Here is a 21184-nt window from a genome sequence, read left to right as displayed (position 1 = left end):
GCCCGGGCTGGGGCGGTAGAGTTTTACGGTGGCTTTGGACTTTACGGCGATTGACTTCGAAACAGCGAACGGATTCCGAGGATCGCCATGTTCGGTGGGCCTGAGTAAAGTTCGCGACGGGAAAGTTGTTGACGAAGCCTACTGGTTGATTAGACCACCTGAAGGGCACGATCACTTTGAGCCGCGAAACATTGAAATCCATGGCATCTACCCTGAAGACGTTGCCCAAGCGCCGAGATTTGGCGAAGTGTTTAACGAAGTCAGCGACTTTATTGGCGGAGACATTCTTGCCGCTCATAACGCGGCCTTTGACCTGGGGGTTATCCGGTCTGGGCTAGAAGTCTCTGGGCTTCCTGGGCCGGCCTTTGACTATGTGTGCACGGTGATCCTGTCCCGCCGTTGCTATTCGCTAGTGTCAAACTCGCTCCCGTTTGCGGCTCGCGAAGCTGGTGTTCCCTTGCTCAATCACCACGACGCCTTGGAAGATGCCCGGGCTTGCGCCGGAATTCTGATCGACATTGCCGGACGCCACCAAGCCAGCAGCGTCCCAGCTCTCTTTTCCACCTTGGGAATGCAACAGCCTCGTCAAGAAGCCTTCGATCCGGCCGTTGATGAGTTGTCCAAGCCCAGCCGGTCTGCACTCGAGGAAAGACTCTCCAGAAGTTTGACCCCCGAGACTGTCTCTGGATACGGGGCAGGCGTAAGGCAAGGCTATTGGCCAGTAGAAGGCCCCAACCCAGCACCGAATCTCAATGCAGACCCCGCGCATCCACTGTTTGGCCAAAGAATCGTGTTCACCGGCAACCTTGGCTTGCCGCGCCCGGAAGCCAAACGTCGCGCTGCACAACTAGGCGCTGCCCCAGATAGCAGGGTGACCAAAAGCACTAACGTGTTGGTGGTGGGGGATGGTTTTGTTGCGGCAGACTTGCGCTCTGGCAGAGTCACGGGCAAAGCACGCAGAGTCTTGGAACTTCATGATCAAGGGCAGCACATTGAAGTAGTCTCCGAAGGCGAATTCCTTCAGATGCTTGGCGGTGAGTGGCCAGCTAACGGCGCCTAAGCGCCAATGCGGCTAGCACGCTGTTGCAGGTTGAAGTCGTAGGACTTACCCTGCCGCGTTCATGTGAAGCAACAATCCTCGTAGTATTGGCCTCCGCGGCCGTAGCGTTGTCCTATGACTGAGTTCAGCACCATCACCGCCGCACCGGCAACCACGGGTTTGAAGCACTTTTTCCGTTTCCCCAACCCGGTCAACGAATACGCAGCGCGCGTCACGGCCGGCATTGTGGTGGTTCTGGCGGTTCTAACTCTGGTCACCGGTTGGGGGCCTGGACTGGCCATTATCGCCGTCGGGTTTTGGCTTCGTTTAGCATTTGGTCCCCGAATTTCACCAGCCGGTCTGCTCTCCACCAAAGTCATCACACCGTGGTTGGGTAAAACTCGTCTAGTTGCCGGGCCGCCCAAGCGCTTTGCTCAAGGCATTGGCGCGGTCTTGTCCACCGCTGCCGCCGTGCTCTGGTTCTCAGGCGCCACCACAGCAGCGTGGATCCTCGTTGGCCTGCTGATTATTGCAGCGTCTCTAGAATCCTTCGCGGGCTTTTGCCTCGGCTGCACCATTTTCGGTTTCCTTCAGCGGCGCGGTTTGATCCCGGAGGACGTGTGCGAGGCGTGCAACAACATCACACTTCGCCGCTCGTAACAGCCACCAAAGAATCGGCCATGTGGGTGATGGTCTCAGGGGATTCCAACACTTCAAGCCACTGAGCCGGGATTGCGTCCATGCCATATTGGGCGCCAAGAATGTTGCCTGCAATAGAGCCGGTTGAGTCGCTATCTCCGCGGTGATTAATCGCCAAGGCGATGGCTGCCCGGAAGTGTTCTTCCGGCGTCGTAGTTGACGCTTCTGTGGCCAGCACCGCATAAAGTGCGACGGCGAGGGCCTCCTCGGCCACCCAGCCTTCACCGAGCGTATCCACCAGTTCCTCGGGGCTTAGTAACGTTCCGGTGCTGGCACGTTCAGACGCCGCTAAGGCGGCATTAATCCGGCTGAGCACTTCCGGTGCGGGATTCCGTCCGTTGAGGTGAAGCAGAGCGGACTCGAGGGCGGGACGAATCTGTTCGCCGCTGCACACACCGTGAATCAGGACGCTGAATATGCCCGCAGAGTGGGCCGCAGCCGAGTGTCCATGGGTGAGGTAGGAGGCATCGTAAGCGAGCTTAAACGCCGCCTCGGCGCTGATGTGGGGGACCAGACCAAACGGTGCCGAGCGCATCACGGTACCGCAGCCTTTGGAACCAGGATTTACCGGCCGGGCCTGAGTTCCCATCTCGCCGGTAGCCAAGCCGCTCAAGCAGGCGTTGCCCGGTGCACGGCGGTGTTGGAGAACTTCTTGAGCATCAATCCAACGCGGCTGAGGACGCGGCGCGGATGCTGGCAACGCGACATCCTGAGTTGCGAGCCAGCGCAAGTAGGCGAGCCATAAGCAAGCGTTTTCATTGGCGGCAACGCCTTCATTGGCCCATTCAAGTGCCTCCACCAAACCGTCCACCGTGTAGAGGGTCATTTGGGTGTCATCAGAGAAGTGGGTGCGGGAATCGAGCTGGGAGAAGTCCTGCAAACCGTCCGGCCCAAACCGCTGGCGAATAGTTTCAATTCCATCAAATTCAATGACATAGCCCAAGGAGTCTCCGAGGGCGCCGCCCAGAAGGCAGCCGTGGATCCGCGACGCAATACTCATAGAAGTAAATTTACCCGGCTAAAGTGGTGGCATGCGTGAACCCGCCTGGCGCCGAACTGGAACAACCCCTGACTACCGATTTTCTTTAGCCAACGAGCGAACCTTTTTGGCGTGGTTGCGCACTTCTTTGGCATTGTTGGCTGGCTCCGTGGCCATTGACCAACTAGCGCCAAACATTGCACCGCCGCTTGTCCGGCTTCTGTTGTGTGTGGTTTTGGCAGGAATTGGCGCCACCCTTGCGGTGATCTCTTACCGGCGCTGGGCCCAGACCGAATCGGCTTTGAGAAGGGGAGAGGCACTGCCGTTCTCCTGGATTCTTTTGGTGATGACGGTGATTGTGGCGCTCGCGGCACTAACGTTCGCCATTCTGATCATTCTGCGAAAGTAAGCGAGTCACTTTTGTCCACGGATGCTGACACAACCTTGCGGGATTCTGGCCTGCAACCTGAACGTACGGCGCTTTCGTGGCGCCGAACTCTTTTGGCCATGCTGGTGATTGACGTGTTGCTGTGGCGCAGTTGGTTTGTTCATCGCGGCCCAGAGCTGGCAGGCGTGGCAAGTGCCGGCGTCGTAGATTTACGGGCTCTGGCTGCAGCGGTAGCGGCACTAGCAACGGTATTGGTAGCGGCGATCACTTGGCACCGCTCTATAGCCCTTGGCAAACCTCTTCAGGCTCCGCCTGCGCTCTTGCTCGCAGCTATTGTTGGGGCTGTGGCACTAACCGCGCTGGCCGCTGCGGCCGCTATTGTGTGGGGTAACTGAGCCGGACACAGGCGGAACACAGCTTTCTTTGAGAGACTTCTTGATGATTGCGCCTCGTGGCTTCTCCTTATGCGCGGAAGTTCCTCGTGGCGCACGCCCCTGTAACAACAGCAAAGGACAGTACCATTGACGACCTCTAGTACCACTGTGCCGGTTGACGGCCCAGAGACCACGATCGCCACAACAGGCCTGGTGGGACGTTTGTCCGCCGAAGCCTTTGGCACTTTCCTTATTGTTCTCGCCGGACTCGGCGCCGTGTTGTTCGTTCACCCCAACTATCAACCAATGCAGGGACCGGTAGCTACAGGTCTGGCAGTGACTGTCGCGATGCTCGCCGTTGGGCACCTGTCCGGTGGGCACTTCAACCCGGCGATCTCTCTCGGTAGCGCAATCGCTGGACATACCGCATGGAAAGACGCAGGACTTTACGCGGTAGCTCAGCTGCTTGGTGGTCTTTTGGGACTGCTGAGCTTGCTCGGTGTGGTTCAGACCATTTCCGGTGCGAACATTCCCACCGTTCTTTCTACTTTGGCGTCCGGGTTCGATGACCACTCTCTCTACAAGGTGCCGCTAGCTGGTGTGCTCTTGCTTGAGGTAATTGGCGCCGCAATTCTGGTGGGGCTCTTTTTGGCTGCCCGTAATTCGCGTGCGAACAGCTGGTTGGCAACCTCTGTGGCGGTTGGCCTGGGCACTGCAGTTTTGGCCCAGACCGCTCAAGCGATCTCCAACAGCACTTTCAACCCTGTTCGTGCCACTGCTGTTGCGCTCTTCTCCGAAAGCTGGGCAATAGGTCAGTTGTGGCTCTTCTGGGTAGCTCCGCTCCTGGGTGCCGCAATCGCCGGATTGATTGTGCGTGGCTTTGCCGCAGCGGCACCGGCAAGTGCTGCCGGTACGACGGCGATTATCGCCTCGGGTGATGAGGACGCAGACAGCGATTTTGATGACTCAGAAGAACTCTCCGATGTAGCTGATGAATCCAACGAGACAAGCGTTGCTGGCACCGCTGAGGTCCCGGCTGGGGCATCAGTACAGGACAAGGTTGTGGATGAGGATGCTCGGAACTTCTTTGATGCACCTCCGGCTCCCCGTTAAGGACTACTTTTTTACACCTTGAGGCTCTTGAGCAGCACTTCGAATGCTGTGTCCTCGCACGCTAGCGGCACCCGCCGGCACTAAAGTGTCGGCGGGTGCCGCTAGTTTGGTTATATGCGGATTTTGCACACCTCAGATTGGCACCTTGGCCGTTCTTTCCACGGGGCCGGGATGTTGGAGGCTCAACGGTCATTTGTGGACCAATTGGTGGAAACAGTCGTCACTGAAGAAGTGGACGTGCTGCTGATCTCCGGGGACGTTTATGACCGTGCCTTGCCGCCCGTAGACGTGGTGAATCTTTTTGATGATGCTCTGGTTCGGGTCACTGCAACAGGATGCAAGGTGGTGATCACCAGTGGTAATCACGATTCTGCGATTCGGTTGGGTTTCGCTTCACGGCTTCTAGAGCGCGGTGGAGTTTTTTTGCGCACCCGGGTTTCGGAACTCGCTCAGCCTTGCGTTGTTGAAGGTGATGGGTTTGAGCTAGCCGTTTACGGAATTCCGTTTTTGGAACCGAGGATGGTGGCTGCGGCCCTGGACGTGGAACAGCCGGGGCACTTTTCAGTCACGCAAGCGGCCGTTGAACGTATCCACGCAGACTTACAGGCGCGGCGCCATGCTGGAACGGTTGTCTCGGTGGTGATGGCGCATACCTTTGCCAGCGGCGGTATCACCTCAGAGAGCGAGCGGGACCTGAACATTGGTGGGCTAGGTGCTGTTCCACTGGATCTTTTCCAAGGCTTTGATTACACCGCCTTGGGACATTTACATGGCCGGCAGACTCTTTCAGAAACCGTGCGGTATTCAGGCTCACCGCTCCCGTATTCCTTCTCTGAGGCTCGGCACCAAAAGGGTGCATGGTTAGTGGAGATAGACGCAGCCGGAGTAACGTCGGTGCGGGAAGTGCCTTTTACGTCACTGCGCCAGCTAGCGGTATTGCGTGGGACTTTGGCCGGGCTGCTTGAAGATCCGCAGCTTGAGTGGGCGCAAGAAGCCTATTGCCAAGTGACTCTGACCGACACACAAAAACCGGCCCAGGCCATGGATTCGATCAGGAGCAGATTTCCGCACACCCTGGTCCTAAGTTTTGACCCCGAAGGCGCCCAGCTAAGCCAGAAGAAGACGTACAGCCAAAGGGTGCGTGAAGCCGTGGATGAGCTTGATGTCTGTTGCGGATTTCTTGATCACGTTCGTGACCGGCCGGCATCCGAACCGGAGCGCCAAAGCTTGGTTGAGGCTCTTGAAAGTGTTCGCGCCCTGGAGGGTAGCAAGTGAGAATCCACCGTTTGGTGATCAACGCCTTCGGCCCCTTTGCTGGCGAAGAAAGCGTCGACTTTGATGCACTGGGGGAGCACGGTTTGTTTTTGCTCAACGGACCCACAGGCTCGGGTAAAACCAGTGTTTTGGACGCCATTTGTTATGCCCTGTACGGTTCAGTACCTGGGGTTCGGCAAGACGGCAAACGCCTTCGGAGCGATCACGCTGCACCTGAAGCTGAGCCAAGTGTGCTGTGTGAGTTCACCGCTCAGGGGCGGCGCTTTGAGGTGCTTCGCAGCCCGCAGTGGGCCAAACCCAGTACCCGTTCTTCAAGAGGCTTTGTGACGCAAAATGCCACGAGCCGGTTACGGGAATTTGTTGATGGTCGATGGGAAGAAAAGTCCACGCGCAATGATGAAGTTGGCGCTGAAATTTCTGCAGTATTGGGCATGGACCGGGAACAATTCACCCGGGTAGTGATGCTTCCCCAAGGCGACTTTGCGGCGTTCCTCAGGTCCAAAGAGGAGGACCGCCGGGTACTTCTTCAGAAGCTCTTTGGCACAGGCGTTTTTGAAGCTGTGGAGAAGCAGCTCTCCCAAATGGCAACAGAGGCCAAAGAACAAATCAACGCCCTTGAGCACGGATTGCGCAACGTATTGTTGGGGGCTGAAAACGCTGCCGCGCCGCTCCTGGAGCAGTTGCCCTCCTTCCCCGAGTCCGAGGTGCCTGCCATCCAGGCCGAAGATGCCTTGGACGTGGACAAAGCGGCGAGCAGGCTTGAATGGTTGCTCGCTCAAGGCGGTGCCGTAGCTTCTGAACAGGCCCAAGCAACGAGTGTTGCCGCCGAGACTTTTGTTGCACACCAAAATGCTGTTCAAGAGGCCGTCAAAACCCAAGAGCGACACCTGCAACTAGAACTTGCACAAGTGCGGAAAATGGCCCACGATGCCGAAGAAGCGCTCTACATCGAGCAGGCCAAATCCCTGCGTGTTCATCGAGCCGCTCAAACCGTGGTGCCGGTGCTTGATGCCCACCTGGCGGCAAGCCAAGAGCTCAGTGCTTCACTAGAGAGCGAAACTGCTGCTGTTGAGCAACTTCAGGAGCTGGGTTTGGAACAGCTCGGGGATGTAGAACAACGCGAGGTTTTGACCCAAACCGTTGACGACCTAGCTGTACTTCGTCACGGTGTGACTCAAGAAAAACGCGTTGATTCTCTCGAGGCGACCATTCGCAGCTTCGAATCCGAGGCTCAACAAGCGGTGACGCGAATCGAAGAGCAGCGCCAGGAAGCAGCGCTCGGGAAAAACACGCTGACCACGCTAAACGAGGAAATTGCGGAGCTGGAGCGTTCTCAAGAGTCCCTCGACGCGGCGGCTCAGGCAGTGGAAGCAGCCCGAGAATTCATTTCCCTCATCGGTGAATATTCGGTGGCCGTGGTTGAACGTGAAAGCGCTGCTCAGGCGCATAACGTTGCCAAAGGAAACACTCAATCCTTGCGTTCGCAGTGGTTTTCCTTGCGTGAACAACGCCTGCAGAATGCTGCAGCAGAACTTGCGGCAACGCTAGAAGCCGGACACGAATGCCCGGTCTGTGGTTCGTCTGATCACCCGCATCCGGCTTCACCTAGCGAGGGCTCTGGCAACCTCGGCGAGCTCGAAAAAGAAGCCTTCGCAGGGTATGAAGCCGCCACGAGCGCTGAGTCACAAGCGGATGCCGTTTTGGCGGAGCGCAAGATCGCAGTGGCTCACCTTGACGGTAAGGGCGGTTCTACTGAACTCAGCGTGGCTCAAGCTCAGCTTGCCGCTGCCCAAGAGCGTGTTGCACGGATTAAATCGGCCAGCAAAAAACTCTCCGATGCGCAGGAGAACAAAACGGCTGTGGAAGCCCAGCTGGCAGCCGTTGACCAAAAAATAGAAGCTGCAGAGCAGCAGCGCATCGCGGCAGAACAACAGCTCGCCGTTGCAAGCGCAGAGCTGAATCAACTCAACGCCGAACTTCAAGAGCTCCGGGCCGGGGCCAGCACCTTGGCCGAACGAATCACCGTCCTTGAGCGCAAACGAGACGTCCTGCAAGCCAATGCTGATGCAAGGGCACGAGTAGTTGTGGCCACGGCAGCCCTCCAAGAAAGCGAAAGCAAACTTCAGCAGGCCCTCGCCAAGCAGCACTTTGAGTCCTCCGAGCAGGTCCGGGTGGGGCTGTTGAGCAGCGCTGATCTGACCGCGCTGGAGCAGAGCCTGCGAAAGTATGAAACTGAACAGGCTCAGCTTGAACAGTTGTTCTCAAGCGATGCGCTGATCCAGGCTCAGACCGAACTTGCAGCAGCAGAGGCCCCGGACAGCTTTACATCGGATACGTTGCGCGCAGAAGTCACGCATCTCAACGAGGTGTTGGAGACCTCCACTGAGCAGTTGCGCTCTCTCCAGCGGCAAGCCGATTTGAGCCACAGCGCCGTGGAACAAATCACCAAAGCTGCCAAAGTGTTTGCCGATCAAAGCGCGGCGAATGGTCCTGTGTGGGAGCGAGCTGCGATGCTCAGTTCTTTGGCGCAGACATCAGCTGGTAACGGGGAGAACTCGCGGCGAATGTCGCTCAATAGCTATGTGCTTGCGGCCCGTTTGGAACGCGTTGCCGAGGAAGCCTCAACGCGCTTGCTGACTATGAGCGATGGCCGTTACAGCTTGGCTCACACCGACGCCCGGGCAGTGCGTAACCAGAAATCGGGGCTTGGATTGGAAGTGGTGGACTTGTGGACAGGACAGTCGCGCGAAACGTCCACGCTCTCCGGTGGAGAGTCATTTATGGCCTCCCTGGCACTGGCGCTTGGCCTAGCTGACGTAGTTCAGCAGGAGTCTGGTGGTGTGGAGATTGACACCTTGTTTGTTGACGAAGGCTTTGGCAGCTTGGACGAGCAAGCACTCGAACAAGTCATGGACGCTCTAGAGTCATTGCGCGAGGGTGGCCGAATGGTGGGGCTAGTCAGTCACGTCGCCGAGATGAAAATGCGGATCCCGGCTCAGCTGCAATTGATGAAGGGCAGGCAAGGATCCACACTGAAGTTTGTGGATTTGAGCAGCCTCGCTTAGCCACGGCAAGTACGTATAATGGATGAGTTACCGGGTTGCGTGCGTCGGGTGGAGGGACGATGCATACACTGTTGATGTACCCGGAGTGACTTATGAGCGATCCACAGGCAACCTCCAAACTGCCAAGCTCGAACGCAAGCCCGTCCCAGCAAGCACCTAGCGCAACTGCTTCCTCGGACGTGGCACCTACCGAAAAACTTGCCGGAATGTTCCGCCGCTACGGCGCACTTCCGCGCCTCGCCGGCAAGGGCTTTATCCCCTTAGGGCTTTTTGCTCGTTTGCCTCTGGCCATGCTGACCGTCGGAGCTCTCACGCTCCTCACCGCAGTTAGCAGCTCCTATGCAGTTGGTGGCCTTGCCGCTGGCGCGGTGGGAACAGGCTCAGCGATTGGCGCGCCGATTGTGGGCACCTTGGCCGACCGTTTTGGCCAGCGCCCAGTGCTGCAGATTGCAGCAATCCTGAACACTCTTGCTGTTATCGGTCTTATTCTGGCCGCGTATTCAGCCACTTCCTTCGAAGGCACCGGGCTGATCGTTTGCCTCGTGAGTGCCTTGCTATCCGGCTTTACGTGCCCACAGGTGGGTCCCTTGGCCCGCGTGAGATGGATGGCTATCACCAAAAATGGGACCTCCGGAGCGGCAGGGGACTTGGATACAGCCATGTCCTATGAGAGCACCGCTGATGAGCTCACCTTCGTTCTGGGACCGGCCTTGGTGGGTATTCTGGCAAGCCTGGTTACACCGTGGTTGCCGCTTGCTCTCGCTGCGCTTCTGACGCTGGTACTGGTCCCAGCATTTGCCGTCCACCCAACCCACCGGGCAGTGGCATCAGGGACTTCGCGTCCGCGCCAAGAGCGGACATCAAGCGCAGCTGGCCAATGGGTTGCTGTGGCTATTCCAGTGGCAGCGATGGTGTGTATGGGTACGCTTTTTGGCTCCACACAAACCGCCTTGGGCGCCTTTGCAGGCTCCTTCGCCACATCTGATCTTGCCGGACTGCTTTACTCGGTGATGGGTCTGAGCTCCGCGGCCTCCGCCTTAACAGTGGCTGCATGGCCGGAGCGCTTTGGCCACACTGCCCGTTGGATTGTTTGTGCAGCTGCCATGGTGGTTGTTGCCCCGTTGCTATTGTTGCCGCATTCTTTGGGCCCCATGATTCCCGTCCTGCTATTGCTAGGCCTAACGGTGGGGCCGGTGATGGTGACGGTGTTTGCGATTGGTGGACTTGTATCTCCGGTGCAGAATCTGGGCACTGTTATGACAATGCTGGCCAGTGGCATTGTGACGGGTACAGCAATTGGCTCATCGGTGGCCGGCAGCATCGCCCAAAGCCACGGCTACACCCCCGCATTCCTTGTCCCGGTAGCAGCGGCGGTAGCCCTTTTGCTGCTCGGTGCGGCAGCCGCCGTCGTAGTTAAACGCCGGAAGCAGACTACGACGCCGAACTAACGGCGGTGCTGTTGGTCCACCGGGCCGGATGATGAGCCGAGTGACGTTTCGATACGTTGAGCTGCTGCGTGGAGTAGTCCGCCAATGTGGGCTGGCTGTTGATCGGTGCGGATGTACACCGTGGCAAGCGCAGCGGGGCGCCCACCGGGTACCCGGATGGGTGCAGCAATCGATGAAACTCCGGCAATGACTTCATCGTGGCTCATCGCATAACCGAGTTCGCGGGCTGCCACAGCTTCTGGGCGGTAGGGGATCCCTGGCGCGGCGTTCTGCCACTGCTTTTGAGTCATGGTTGATTGGATGGCTAGCCCCGGCGCCCCCGCATTAATTCGGTGGCGTGTACCTGGCCGCTGCGCGATCGTGGCTCCGGTATGCTTCGGCTCCACGGTGAGCAGCGTAACGCAGTCCTCGCGGTCCCACACCGCCACAAACGCGCTGATGTGCAGTGAATTAGCGAGGTTGTTTAATTCCGGTAAAGCAGCCGATTGCAGATCTCGAGAGACCCCGCGGGCTAGTACTGCCAGTCCGGGGCCAACCGTCACCCGGCCTGCGTCGTCCCGGACTAGAAGCGAGTGATCCTCCAAAGTCCGCAAAATTCGATAGGCCACCGAACGGTGCACCTCCATTGCTTCTGCTAACTGGACGATGCTCAGCGGCTCGGCTGACTGCGCCAAAATTTCCAAGGCCCGAATGCCACGGGACAGGGTTTGTGACGCCGGGGCTGAGGTTGGAGCGTTCTCTGGCGGAGCGTTCAAAGCTGCATTGCTGGCATCAGTATCGGCGGTCATTGAGCCATCTTATGGGGAAGTTGAGAGGCGCGGAACGCATCATTGTGATCTGTGTCGCACTGACTTGGAGTTCTTTGGGAGAACGAGTCGACCGATTATCGAACGGTGCCAATCAGGGCAGGCTTGCTGAAACGATTTCCTGGGATTCAGGTAGAGGAGGCGGGACATGAGTTCCAACCCGGCTGATCTTCACCTTGGTTGGTGGTTGGCTCTCTGACAAGATCGGTCGAGGTAAAACGTTTCTCTTGGGTACGCCTGGGTCTTTCTTACGGCCCACAGTCCTCGATGTACGCGGAGATGTTCCTCGCCAATATTCGATACTCCGGGATCTCGATCGGCTACGCATTGGGCGCAATCTTGGGTGGGGCCTTCGCCGCTTCGATTGCCGAATGGTTGCTGAACCCCACTAAATGGGCAGCCACCACTAGTTGGGCCGCGGGGTGAGGAGCTGAATGCAGTCCGCGTCAGAAAGTTGTGGGAAGTCGCGGTAATAAGATCCGACGGCGTGAAACTTGCCTGGGGTTTGCAGGGCCACAAGCCCTTCACTCACGCGTTGGAGTGCCCGGGAGGCTTCCACCGAGGCTACTGGCACAGCAAGCAAAACTCTCGAAGCGCCCAGATCTTTTACTGCCTCGATGCCGGCCCGCATGGTGGCACCAGTGGCTAGACCGTCATCGATGATCAGAACCGTTTTTCCTTTAACGGGGGGCGTAACAGGGTAGAGCTGTACTTGCCGTTCAAGAGCCGCACGCTCAGTTTGTTCGATTTCGGCGAGCTGTGTAGTGGTGACCTCTCGGCTCAACATGCCACGGGTGATGCGCCGGTCCAAGATGCGAACAATGCGTCCTTGGGAATGGGCCAAAGCACCATACGCGGTTTCTGGATGGGAAGGAATGCCGAGTTTACGCACTAGGAGTGCACCGAAGGGCAGGTAGAGCTCGCGGGCTGTAGCGGCGGCAACGGCAACGCCACCTCGGGCCAGTCCTAACACCACGGTGTCCTGTTGTTCGCGCAATTGTGGCAATGCCATGGCCAAGCGACGGCCGGCCTCGGCACGGTCGGCAAAGCGATAACTCACGAATCCTCCAGGTCAGGCAGTTTCCTCAACAAAATTTCAGTCCATTCATGGAGAGGGACTGTGAATTTGCCGTGGTGCGCACCTAGCCTAAACCCATCACAGGGATGAGTTCGTCATTTTTGCCACGGTCCAGTCAATGCTGGTCTCTGGGGGGCTAGAATCGGCACGAGAGATGACCGGGAGGATTTATGGCTACCGAGCCCAACACTATTGGCTACTGGGTTGACAGGTTGAACCTGAAATTGATCAAGGCAGCTGAAATGGGCTACGCGGATTTGGGTGTTAAGGACAACCAAACGTTTGTCCTTTATGTTCTCCGGGATACCGCTTTGAGCAATGACGAGCTCGAGACTGCCTTGGAACCGTTTTGGCGGGACAATGAGGAAAACTGGGAGATTGCTACTGGCCAGCTCATTGAAGCCGGAATGATTAGCTCAAGCGATGGGCTCTTGCGTCTGACGGATAAAGGCCGTGAGGTTGATGCGAAGGTGACAGCGCACGTTGACCGTCTCCGTGACGCGACTGCCGCAGCCATTAGTGCCGAAGAGCGAGCTCAAACCATCGACTGTATGCGCAGGCTTTCCCGGGCGATTGAAGAATTTATCGAGGAAGAAGAAGGGGAATAGTCCCGAAGCCCTCCAGCCCTCAATCCTTGGCGAGAAACTCGATGGCTGCGTCCTTGAACATCCGGCTCGTGATGGCGTTGAAGTGCGTCCTGCCGGGAATGATTACTTGTTGTGCTGTGCCGCCAGGCAGCAGGGATATCAGCTCGGGAATGGTGTCAGCGCGCTCGTCTTGATCCCCGGCAATCAACAAAACAGGCATACTGGGGGCCGCTTCTGCGGGGTCGAAGGGCTCAACTTTGACGGCTTCAACTAGCGTAAGCAGGGCAAAAATGTTGTTGGATGGCAGCAACTGAGCCATTTTGAGCAAGCTTGCGGTGGACGCGTCGGTAATCGGAGTGCCGTCGGCCAAGTACTGTTGGGCGGCGCGCAGGTCGAATGCCGCTAGGGGATCGTGACGGGCAGGACCACCGAGAACCATGCGGCGCACTAGCCCGCGCTGGGTTGCGCCCAGCTCCCAAGCGAGGCGGGCGCCGAAGGAATAACCAATGATGTCTAGCCCGCTGGAAGCATCCCCCTCGCGCACGGGGCGTGCCCCGGCGTCGTACGCAATTTGTAGTAAATCCGCACGGATCCGGCTGGGGGCATAGGAATCCATGTCCTCCGGCGCTGTGCTTTGGCCGTGCCCCGGCAAATCAACGGTAATAACCGTTCGCCCCGCCTTCAGCAGTGCGTTGAGCCACCCGGTGTCCTGCCAGTTGAGCCTGGCTGAAGAAGCAAAACCGTGGATCAGCAGAACCGGCGGCAACGCCGAAACTTGTTCGGGCCGATGAACTTCAACAAACAGTCCAGGGTCAGTGCCCTCTACCGTGTGCCGCATTTCCGCTCCGCTATGCCTGCCGCTCATCGTTGAGCCTCCTGGAATCTGGTGTCCGTGCGTTCTACTGCAACCTTACCGCCGGATGGCAGCGGAGCGTCGAGTAGTGATGTAGCAGGCCACGGCAATGCCAGCGATCAGCGCAAGGCTGCTGAAGAGCTGGTTGCGGCTATCCTCGGCGCTGAAACCAACCGCAAGGATCGCCACTAACAACACCAAGCCAGCAATGCTGAGATAGGGGAATCCGCGCATACGCAGGGGCAGCTCGGTGCCTTCCCGTTCCGCCCGGCGCCGGAGCACTATTTGGGAGACGAGTGCCGTGCCCCAAACAATCAGGCAGGTTGAGCCCACCAGATTGAGCAGCATGTCCAGGATTTTGCCGGGGAACAACAGCTCAAGAACGGTTGCCACAAAGCCAAACGCCACGGAGACGCTGACCGCGGCGGCGGGGACCTGGTGAGCGTTGAGCCGTCCAAGAATGGCTGGCGCCTCACCACGATCGGCCAAGGAAAAGACCATCCGGGATGCGCCATAGAGGTTGGCGTTGAGGGCGGATAAAAGTGCGACGACGGCTACCAGAGTGATTGCCGCACCGGCACCCGGGATGCCAGCTAGGTTCAGAACACCAGCGAAGGGCGACTCGAGGGCTGGCGATGTGGCGGGCAGCAAGGTGGCGATGACCAGTACGGATCCGATGTAGAACACCAGAATGCGCCACACCACTGTTCGCACAGCGAGGGCTACCGAGCGTGAAGGGTTCTCAGTTTCGGCTGCTGCTACCGAGACAATCTCGGTGCCACCAAACGCAAAAATGACCACAAACAAAGCCGTGGCAATACCACCGAGTCCATGCGGCGCGAAGTCAGCGCCCAGCAGGCCGAACCCGGGCGCTACGGAGGACGGCAACCAGCCGGCGATCAGGGCAATTCCTATCAACAAAAACGCCACAATGGCAGCGACTTTGAGGATAGAAAACCAGAATTCAAACTCGCCAAAGTTCTTGACGCCAGCCAGATTGATCCCAGTGAATATGACCATAAAAGCCAGCGACAATAGCCAGACCGGGATAACCGGCCAGACGCTGAATAACAGCCCGGCCGCGCCCAAAGCCTCCGCGGCAATCACAACCACAAGCTGAAACCACCACAACCAACCCAAGGTGGCGCCAGCGGTGGGACCTAAGGCCTTTTGTGCGTAAACAGAGAAAGCCCCGGAGTTTGGATTCGCAGCCGCCATCTCACCCAAGGCCCACATCACAATGATGATCAGGGCCCCGGCCACTAAGTAGGAGATCAGAACGGCTGGGCCAGCTTCCTGGACACCTTTTCCTGAGCCGAGAAACAGTCCAGCACCGATGGCGCTGCCGAGCCCCATCATGGTCAGCTGGCGTGGCTTCATGGAATGTCCCAGTTCGGCGTGGGGCCGTTCTTGGACGGGGGAGTGGCTCATAACAATTGCACCTTGCGTTCGCTGGAGGGGTCACTTAGTTTTACACCGCGAGTATCTCTGGGGGCCAAATGACGAGGTAGTTGGTGATTGTCCACAACGCGCATATCATTAGTTTTAGTCGATGTGACTTTAACTAGTCGATCGGGTTGAACCCCGAATGGGAAGGCTGGATCTGATCACCGGATCTGGCCACAGGTTCGAAGTAATGAATGGGACCACTGGAGAGGAGGCATCCATGCCAGTAATGACTTACCCGGGGGCGGCCAATGTATCGGAACGCCGCAGCGCACCGCCGCTCTTGGCCATTTCCACAGTGATTTTTGCCCTGCGGCCCAGTGCAAAAAGCGGGCGCCCTACCCTCTGGATCCCCTTGGTGCGACGCATTCGTGAACCCTATTTGGACCAGTGGGCGCTGCCCGGTGGGCCACTAAGCCACGCAGAATCCCTTCAGGACGCCGCTGCACGCAATCTCCTAGAGACCACAAGTCTGGCCCCGAACTACCTTGAACAGCTTTACGCTTTTGGGGGTCTGCACCGTTCACCGGCCCAACGTGTGGTCAGCATTGTCTACTGGGCGCTCGTGCAGCCCACCGAAGCTGCGCTGGCCGACGACTCAGAAAATGTGAAGTGGTTCCGTGCGGACCGCGTCCCGGAGCTCGCCTTTGACCACAACGAGATTGTGGAATATGCGCTGTGGCGGCTACGAAACAAGCTCGAATATGGGCAGTTGGCCTACCACTTTTTGGGCGAATATTTCACGCTGTCGCAATTGCGTGAAGTCTACGAAGCAGTACTGGACAGGCAATTGGACCCGGCAAACTTTCGCCGCCAGCTCAAAGCTTCAGCTCACATTGAAGAAACCGACCAGTACTTACAAGGCGGCAAACACCGTCCCCCTCGTCTCTACAGATTCACCGGAACACCCGGGCTAGACATTGAAAACAGGAGCAACCATGACTAGCGTCAACACAGCAATTCAGGTGATCACCCGCGAACAGGCCGAAAATGCACCGGCTTCCACGTGCAGCCCGGAGCTAGCCAAAGGACCGTGGGAATACGACATCGCCGAGGCCCTTGTCGGCACACCGGGCTACGGTCCCGGAGCTTCGAGCGCTGACCGGGCACCGGCCGCCACACCACGGCAGGGCCAGTTGCCGCAAGAGTACAAAGACGCTTCCGACGCCGAACTGCACGCCCGCATCGTTGCAGCCAAAGCAGTATTGGGCGAGCGTGCCGTGGTTCTGGGGCACTTCTACCAACGCGACGAAGTGATAGCCCACGCAGATTTTGTGGGTGACTCGTTCCAACTGGCCAATGCGGCGCTGACTCGGCCCAAGGCCGAGGCAATCGTTTTTTGTGGTGTGCACTTTATGGCCGAGACAGCAGACATCCTCTCCACAGCGGACCAAGCGGTGATCCTGCCAAACCTTGCGGCTGGCTGCTCGATGGCAGACATGGCCGACATCGACTCCGTGCAAGAGTGCTGGGAACAATTGACCGAGATTTACGGTACAGCGCCCGACGCCGATGGCCGCGTTCCGGTCATCCCAGTCACCTACATGAATTCGTCGGCAGCGCTCAAAGCCTTCTGTGGTGAGAATGGCGGAATTGTCTGCACCTCCTCCAACGCAGCGACTGTCCTCAAATGGGCTTTTGAACGTGGCCAGCGAGTGCTGTTCTTCCCGGACCAGCACCTGGGCAGGAACACCGCAAAGGCCATGGGCGTCCCGCTGGAGCGTATGCCCATGTGGAACCCGCGCCAAGACCTCGGCGGAAACACCTCCGAGGCCCTTGAAGATGCGCAAGTGATCTTGTGGCACGGTTTCTGCTCAGTCCACAAACGCTTTAATGTCTCCCAGATCGCGAAGGCTCGTGCTGAGCACCCGGGAGTGCAAGTCATTGTGCACCCCGAATGCCCCATGGAAGTGGTGGACGCGGCCGATTCTGCCGGTTCCACGGACTTCATCAAAAAGGCCATTGCGGCTGCCCCCGAACCCGCCACGTTCGCCATCGGCACCGAGATCAACATGGTCAACCGTTTGGCTGAGGAGTACCCGCAACACACCATATTCTGCCTGGACCCGGTGATTTGCCCGTGCTCCACGATGTACCGGATTCACCCGGGCTACCTTGCATGGGTACTTGAAGCGCTGGTCCGTGGCGAAGTGGTCAACCAAATCTCGGTGGACCCCGCTGTGCAAAGCGGAGCCAAAATTGCGCTCGAGCGGATGCTCGCCGCAAAGCCAGCCTAGGCCTGAGGACACCAACCATGGATATTGGGAGCCGAGAATCGGCTGGGGCAGGCGTTCAGCGGCGGCGGCTCGTCGTCGTCGGAAGTGGAATTGCAGGGCTCTACTCCGCGCTATTAGCTGCCGAAGGCGGTGCCGAAGTGGTGCTGTTGAGTAAGGGAGAGCTGAGACAGAGCAATACCTACTTTGCTCAAGGTGGGATCTCCGCAGTGCTGGCCGAGCCCTCGCCTGGGGACACGGTAGCGGCACACATCGCAGACACTCTCCGTGCCGGTGCTGGGCATTGCTCTGAAGAAGCCGTCCGGGTGTTGTGTACGGAGGCCCGGGAGGACATTGCTGGGCTGGCTCGCTTTGGTGTCCACTTTGACACTGACGACGACGGACGCCTCGCCTTAGGCTTGGAAGCGGCACACTCTGCGCCACGAATTTTGCATGCTGGTGGTGACGCAACCGGAGCTGGTGTTGCTTCGGCACTGGTGGAGGCGGTCCTCGCAGCGGCACAGGCAGGGCGTTTGACTGTGCTGGCCCACGCGCAGGTCACACGCTTGGTGCTGGATGCCGGGGCCGTCACCGGAGTGGAGTTTTTGCACGCCGGCGTGGCCAAAGAGATCCTGTGTGATGCAGTCCTTTTGGCCAGCGGCGGGGCGGGTCAGTTGTTCGCCCAGACCACCAACCCGCTTGTTGCCACCGCGGATGGTTTGGCCTTGGCATGGCGTGCAGGCGCTGAGGTGAGCGATCTTGAATTCTTCCAATTCCACCCCACTGCGATGGTTCCTGCCGGTGAGGGTTCTGCTCCGCTGCTGATTTCCGAGGCGGTGCGCGGTGAAGGAGCCGTGCTGCTGGATTCTCGCGGCACCAGATTTATGCCTAGCTACCACGCCGATGCGGAGCTGGCCCCGCGCGATGTAGTTTCCAGGAGCATTGCCCTCCACCTGGATTCTCTAGGGGACCCAGCGGGCCACGTCTTTTTGGATGCTCGAGGGATTGAAGCTCAGCGCGGTTCAGGGTTTTTGGCTAGACGTTTTCCCACGCTCACTAAGCTCACCTTGGCCGCAGGACTGGACTGGACTCAAGAACTGATTCCGGTGGCGCCGGCTGCTCACTACTGGATGGGCGGTGTAGTGACCGATCTGCACGGCCGAACCAATGTTCCAGGGCTGCTCGCGGCCGGAGAAGTTGCTTGCACGGGAGTGCATGGGGCTAACCGTTTGGCCAGTAACTCCTTACTCGAAGGTCTGGTTTTTGGCCGACGTGCTGTTGGCACTTTTCTTGCTTCTCGCTGTAGCTCTAGCGCTAGTCGGGCGTCGTTCGATCCTGCCCCTTTGTACGTAAACTCGGCCGATTGCGGCCTCGGGTTTGCGCACGCTGGTGGAACGCTACCGGACCACGAGTGGGCCGTCGCTCCAGGCGCCGATGAACGCAAGTTTTCCCGGAGCTCGCTGCGTCAGTTGATGACTACGCATGTAGGGGTGTTGCGGGACGGTGTTCATTTACGGGAAGCTGCAGACCTCCTGGCCGCTTGGGCAGCTGGTGAGGAGCCGCAGGACCCCGAAGACTCGAATCTGCTGCTAGCTGCTCAACTGATGGTCCGCGCCGCGCAAGAACGCCAAACCTCTCTTGGTGCCCACTACCGGCACGACAGCTTGCCCCAGAACTTCGCGTCAAGCCCAGAACGGCGCTACACGTATTGCAAGAAAGCGAGCCTGATCAATGACTAAAACTACGGTGAGCCTGCCACAGGCCGCGATTGACGAGATTCTCACCCGGGCACTGAACGAGGACGCACCCTATGGGGACATCACCTCCCAAGTGCTGATCCCGGAAACTGCCACCGCTCAAGCCGCGCTCCGAGCACGAGTCTCAGGCGTTTTCTCCGGCGGTCCCGTATTCGCCGCGGCGATGCTGCGCACGGACCCACATGCCGTCGTCGAACTTTTGGTTCCTGAAGGTGAACGCTTTGAGGCCGGGACCGTGCTGGCCACCGTCGGCGGAAACGCCCGAGCGGTGCTGCTGGCGGAACGTGTTGCCTTGAACTTGGTGCAACGAATGAGCGCGATCGCCACCCAAACTGCCACGTTTGTCTCGCTGGTGGCTGGAACCAAAGCCCGTATTACGGACACCAGAAAAACGACGCCGGGACTGCGGATCTTGGAACGCTACGCCGTGCGTTGTGGCGGGGGAGCGAACCACCGTTTTAGTCTTTCCGACGCAGTGATGGCCAAAGACAATCACCTAGCGGTGCTGACCGGGGGCGATTCAACGCTGCTCACGGAAGCGCTCCGTTCGGCCAAAGCGCAGTTGGGGCACACAGTTCACTTTGAAGTGGAAGTGGACCGGGCAGAGCAGATTGAACCGGTGCTCGCCGCCGGCGTGGACACCATCATGTTGGACAACTTTGCACTCGCGGACCTAGCTGCTGGTGTGGAACAAGTGGCTGGCAGAGCCATTGTGGAAGCCAGCGGCAACGTCAACGCGAGCACTGTGGCGGACATCGCGGCAACCGGAGTGGACGTTATCTCCATTGGTGCGCTCACACACTCGGTGATAGCGCTGGATCTGGGACTTGATGTTGAGCTCAACGCCGTGGAATTCAGTACTAAAGGCAACACAACGCCATGATTTTCCTCGACGCCGCGGCAACCACCCCGGTACGGCGTGAAGTTCTCGAAGCCATGTGGCCGGTCCTCACGGCGGAGTTCGGTAACCCCTCAAGCCACCATGAACTAGGCCACACTGCTGCGGATATCTTGGCCAACGCCAGATCCAGAGTTGCCAAGGTGCTGGGCTGCCGTGCGAGTGAAATCACTTTCACCTCGGGAGGAACTGAGGCAGACAACCTCGCCATTAAGGGAATCGCGCTCGCACGCCAAGCGGGCAACCCAGCGCTGAACCGAGTGGTGATTTCCGCCGTGGAACATCCGGCAGTACTGGAATCCGCGCGCTATCTGGAACGCTTCCACGGCTTTGCACTGGACGTGGTTCCGGTTGATCAGTCTGGTGTGGTGACAGCTACTGCCCTGAGGCCATTTCTAGGTGAGAAAACAGCGCTGGTCAGTATCATGTACGCCAATAATGAGATCGGAACAGTTCAAAATATTCGGGAATTGGCGGAGCTGGCGCATCAGCACAACATTCCATTCCATAGTGACGCGGTCCAGGCCGCAGGGTGGCTACCGTTGAAGGTGAACGATCTTTCAGTGGATGCACTCAGCATTTCTGGGCACAAACTTGGCGCACCCAAGGGGTGCGGGGTGGCCTATCTGAAGAGCAGGACCCCCGCCGAGCCACTCATCCACGGTGGTGGTCAAGAACGTGGACGCAGGGCAGGAACCGAGAATGTTGCAGGCGCTGTTGCCATGGCCATGGCTTTGGAATTGGGCGCAGCCAGCGCCGCACCCGAGGCCGAACGGGTCGGTGTGTTGCGTGAAGAGTTCATTTCCCATGTGCTTGCGAGCGTCCCCAACGCCATACTGACTGGGCACAGGAGCCAGCGTCTGCCGTCTGTGGCGTCATTCTGTTTCCCAGGAACCAGCGGAGAATCCGTGCTCCTTGAGCTCGAACGGCTTGGCGTGGTGTGTTCAAGTGGATCCGCGTGTGCGGCCGGATCTGACGAGCCCTCTGAGGTGCTGCTCGCCATTGGGTTGGCTCGTGAGATCGCGCAGACTGCGGTGCGCTTTAGCTTTGCGCAAGGGGTTGACGCCGAGCAAGTGCGCAGGGCCGCCGCGTTGGTGACTACCGCCGTCGAACGAGTTACCTCACTCGGTGCGGTGGGCGGTGCGGTGGGCGGTGAGCCCTGAGCC

Annotated in this window: 19 protein-coding genes and 1 pseudogene; 15 read left to right on the top strand and 5 right to left on the bottom strand. The window is 58.6% G+C overall.

The features are described from left to right. Positions 1-28 precede the first annotated feature (28 nt). Together ACQR35_RS05540 and ACQR35_RS05535 are read left to right on the top strand one after the other, a co-directional pair. A complete protein-coding gene (locus ACQR35_RS05540; RefSeq protein ID WP_430266711.1) occupies positions 29-1060 on the top strand; it encodes an exonuclease domain-containing protein in 1032 nt (343 codons plus the stop codon). Positions 1061-1174: 114 nt separating this feature from the next. Further along, positions 1175-1699 (top strand): DUF4395 domain-containing protein, encoded by a 525-nt coding sequence (locus tag ACQR35_RS05535; RefSeq protein WP_430266712.1) that lies wholly within the window; start codon positions 1175-1177, stop codon positions 1697-1699. Here the strand turns inward: ACQR35_RS05535 and ACQR35_RS05530 are convergent. Beyond that, the gene (locus ACQR35_RS05530; protein ID WP_430266713.1) at positions 1680-2738 is read right to left on the bottom strand and encodes an ADP-ribosylglycohydrolase family protein; all 1059 of its coding nucleotides are present in this window, start codon (positions 2736-2738) and stop codon (positions 1680-1682) included. The two genes, ACQR35_RS05535 and ACQR35_RS05530, sit on opposite strands and share 20 nt — an antisense overlap. Before the next feature lie 31 nt (positions 2739-2769). On the opposite strand from ACQR35_RS05530, the gene ACQR35_RS05525 reads away from it, so the two are divergent. From ACQR35_RS05525 to ACQR35_RS05500, 6 genes are all read left to right on the top strand, one after another. After that, positions 2770-3126 carry a YidH family protein gene (locus ACQR35_RS05525; protein WP_430266714.1) on the top strand — a complete coding sequence of 119 codons (357 nt, stop codon included), beginning with the start codon at positions 2770-2772 and terminating at the stop codon, positions 3124-3126. An 11-nt stretch (positions 3127-3137) separates the two neighbouring features. After that, positions 3138-3500, top strand: a complete 363-nt coding sequence (locus tag ACQR35_RS05520; protein ID WP_430266715.1) for a DUF202 domain-containing protein — start codon at positions 3138-3140, stop codon at positions 3498-3500. Positions 3501-3626: 126 nt separating this feature from the next. Beyond that, positions 3627-4592, top strand: a complete 966-nt coding sequence (locus tag ACQR35_RS05515) for an aquaporin (RefSeq protein WP_430269446.1) — start codon at positions 3627-3629, stop codon at positions 4590-4592. 114 nt (positions 4593-4706) lie between these two features. Continuing rightward, positions 4707-5867, top strand: coding sequence for an exonuclease SbcCD subunit D (locus ACQR35_RS05510; RefSeq protein WP_430269445.1), 1161 nt, complete (start codon positions 4707-4709; stop codon positions 5865-5867). Further along, positions 5864-8932, top strand: coding sequence for an AAA family ATPase (locus ACQR35_RS05505; protein WP_430269444.1), 3069 nt, complete (start codon positions 5864-5866; stop codon positions 8930-8932). Before ACQR35_RS05510 ends, ACQR35_RS05505 begins: the two co-directional genes overlap by 4 nt. Before the next feature lie 92 nt (positions 8933-9024). Further along, the gene (locus ACQR35_RS05500; protein WP_430269443.1) at positions 9025-10380 is read left to right on the top strand and encodes an MFS transporter; all 1356 of its coding nucleotides are present in this window, start codon (positions 9025-9027) and stop codon (positions 10378-10380) included. Here ACQR35_RS05500 and ACQR35_RS05495 read toward each other — a convergent pair. Then, on the bottom strand, positions 10377-11168 hold the full coding sequence (locus ACQR35_RS05495) for an IclR family transcriptional regulator (RefSeq protein ID WP_430269442.1): 792 nt from the start codon (positions 11166-11168) through the stop codon (positions 10377-10379). The genes ACQR35_RS05500 and ACQR35_RS05495 overlap by 4 nt on opposite strands. Positions 11169-11350: 182 nt before the next feature. Between ACQR35_RS05495 and ACQR35_RS05490 the strand changes: the two are divergent. Beyond that, positions 11351-11591 (top strand): annotated as a pseudogene (locus tag ACQR35_RS05490) (MFS transporter); the annotation flags it as partial. A gap of 1 nt (position 11592) precedes the next feature. Here ACQR35_RS05490 and ACQR35_RS05485 read toward each other — a convergent pair. Continuing rightward, positions 11593-12246 carry a phosphoribosyltransferase gene (locus ACQR35_RS05485; protein WP_430269441.1) on the bottom strand — a complete coding sequence of 218 codons (654 nt, stop codon included), beginning with the start codon at positions 12244-12246 and terminating at the stop codon, positions 11593-11595. 188 nt (positions 12247-12434) lie between these two features. Between ACQR35_RS05485 and ACQR35_RS05480 the strand changes: the two genes are divergently transcribed. Then, the gene (locus tag ACQR35_RS05480; protein ID WP_430268403.1) at positions 12435-12872 is read left to right on the top strand and encodes a helix-turn-helix domain-containing protein; all 438 of its coding nucleotides are present in this window, start codon (positions 12435-12437) and stop codon (positions 12870-12872) included. Positions 12873-12891: 19 nt separating this feature from the next. Here the strand turns inward: ACQR35_RS05480 and ACQR35_RS05475 are convergent, their stop codons facing one another. Together ACQR35_RS05475 and ACQR35_RS05470 are read right to left on the bottom strand one after the other, a co-directional pair. After that, complete coding sequence (locus ACQR35_RS05475; protein ID WP_430269440.1) at positions 12892-13716, bottom strand: alpha/beta fold hydrolase; 825 nt, start codon at positions 13714-13716, stop codon at positions 12892-12894. Between the two features lie 45 nt (positions 13717-13761). Then, positions 13762-15135, bottom strand: a complete 1374-nt coding sequence (locus tag ACQR35_RS05470; RefSeq protein WP_430269439.1) for an amino acid permease — start codon at positions 15133-15135, stop codon at positions 13762-13764. Positions 15136-15370: 235 nt separating this feature from the next. Between ACQR35_RS05470 and ACQR35_RS05465 the strand changes: the two genes are divergently transcribed. From ACQR35_RS05465 to ACQR35_RS05445, 5 genes are read left to right on the top strand one after another with little or no spacing between them, the layout of a single operon-like run. Continuing rightward, complete coding sequence (locus tag ACQR35_RS05465) at positions 15371-16096, top strand: NUDIX hydrolase (protein ID WP_430269438.1); 726 nt, start codon at positions 15371-15373, stop codon at positions 16094-16096. After that, positions 16089-17387, top strand: a complete 1299-nt coding sequence (gene nadA, locus ACQR35_RS05460) for a quinolinate synthase NadA (protein WP_430269437.1) — start codon at positions 16089-16091, stop codon at positions 17385-17387. Before ACQR35_RS05465 ends, nadA begins: the two co-directional genes overlap by 8 nt. A gap of 17 nt (positions 17388-17404) precedes the next feature. Continuing rightward, a complete protein-coding gene (gene nadB, locus ACQR35_RS05455; RefSeq protein ID WP_430269436.1) occupies positions 17405-19102 on the top strand; it encodes an L-aspartate oxidase in 1698 nt (565 codons plus the stop codon). Continuing rightward, complete coding sequence (nadC, locus tag ACQR35_RS05450) at positions 19095-20003, top strand: carboxylating nicotinate-nucleotide diphosphorylase (RefSeq protein WP_430269435.1); 909 nt, start codon at positions 19095-19097, stop codon at positions 20001-20003. The genes nadB and nadC overlap by 8 nt, the downstream gene beginning before the upstream one ends. Next, positions 20000-21181: a cysteine desulfurase family protein gene (locus ACQR35_RS05445; RefSeq protein WP_430269434.1), complete on the top strand. Its 1182-nt coding sequence runs from the start codon at positions 20000-20002 to the stop codon at positions 21179-21181. The genes nadC and ACQR35_RS05445 overlap by 4 nt, the downstream gene beginning before the upstream one ends. Positions 21182-21184: the final 3 nt, after the last annotated feature.

The organism is Pseudarthrobacter sp. J1738 (assembly GCF_050490315.1).
In the GTDB taxonomy this organism is placed as follows: domain Bacteria; phylum Actinomycetota; class Actinomycetes; order Actinomycetales; family Micrococcaceae; genus JBNPEO01.
Note: the sequence above shows the minus strand (reverse complement) of the source record. Positions and strands in the feature narration are given on the sequence as shown.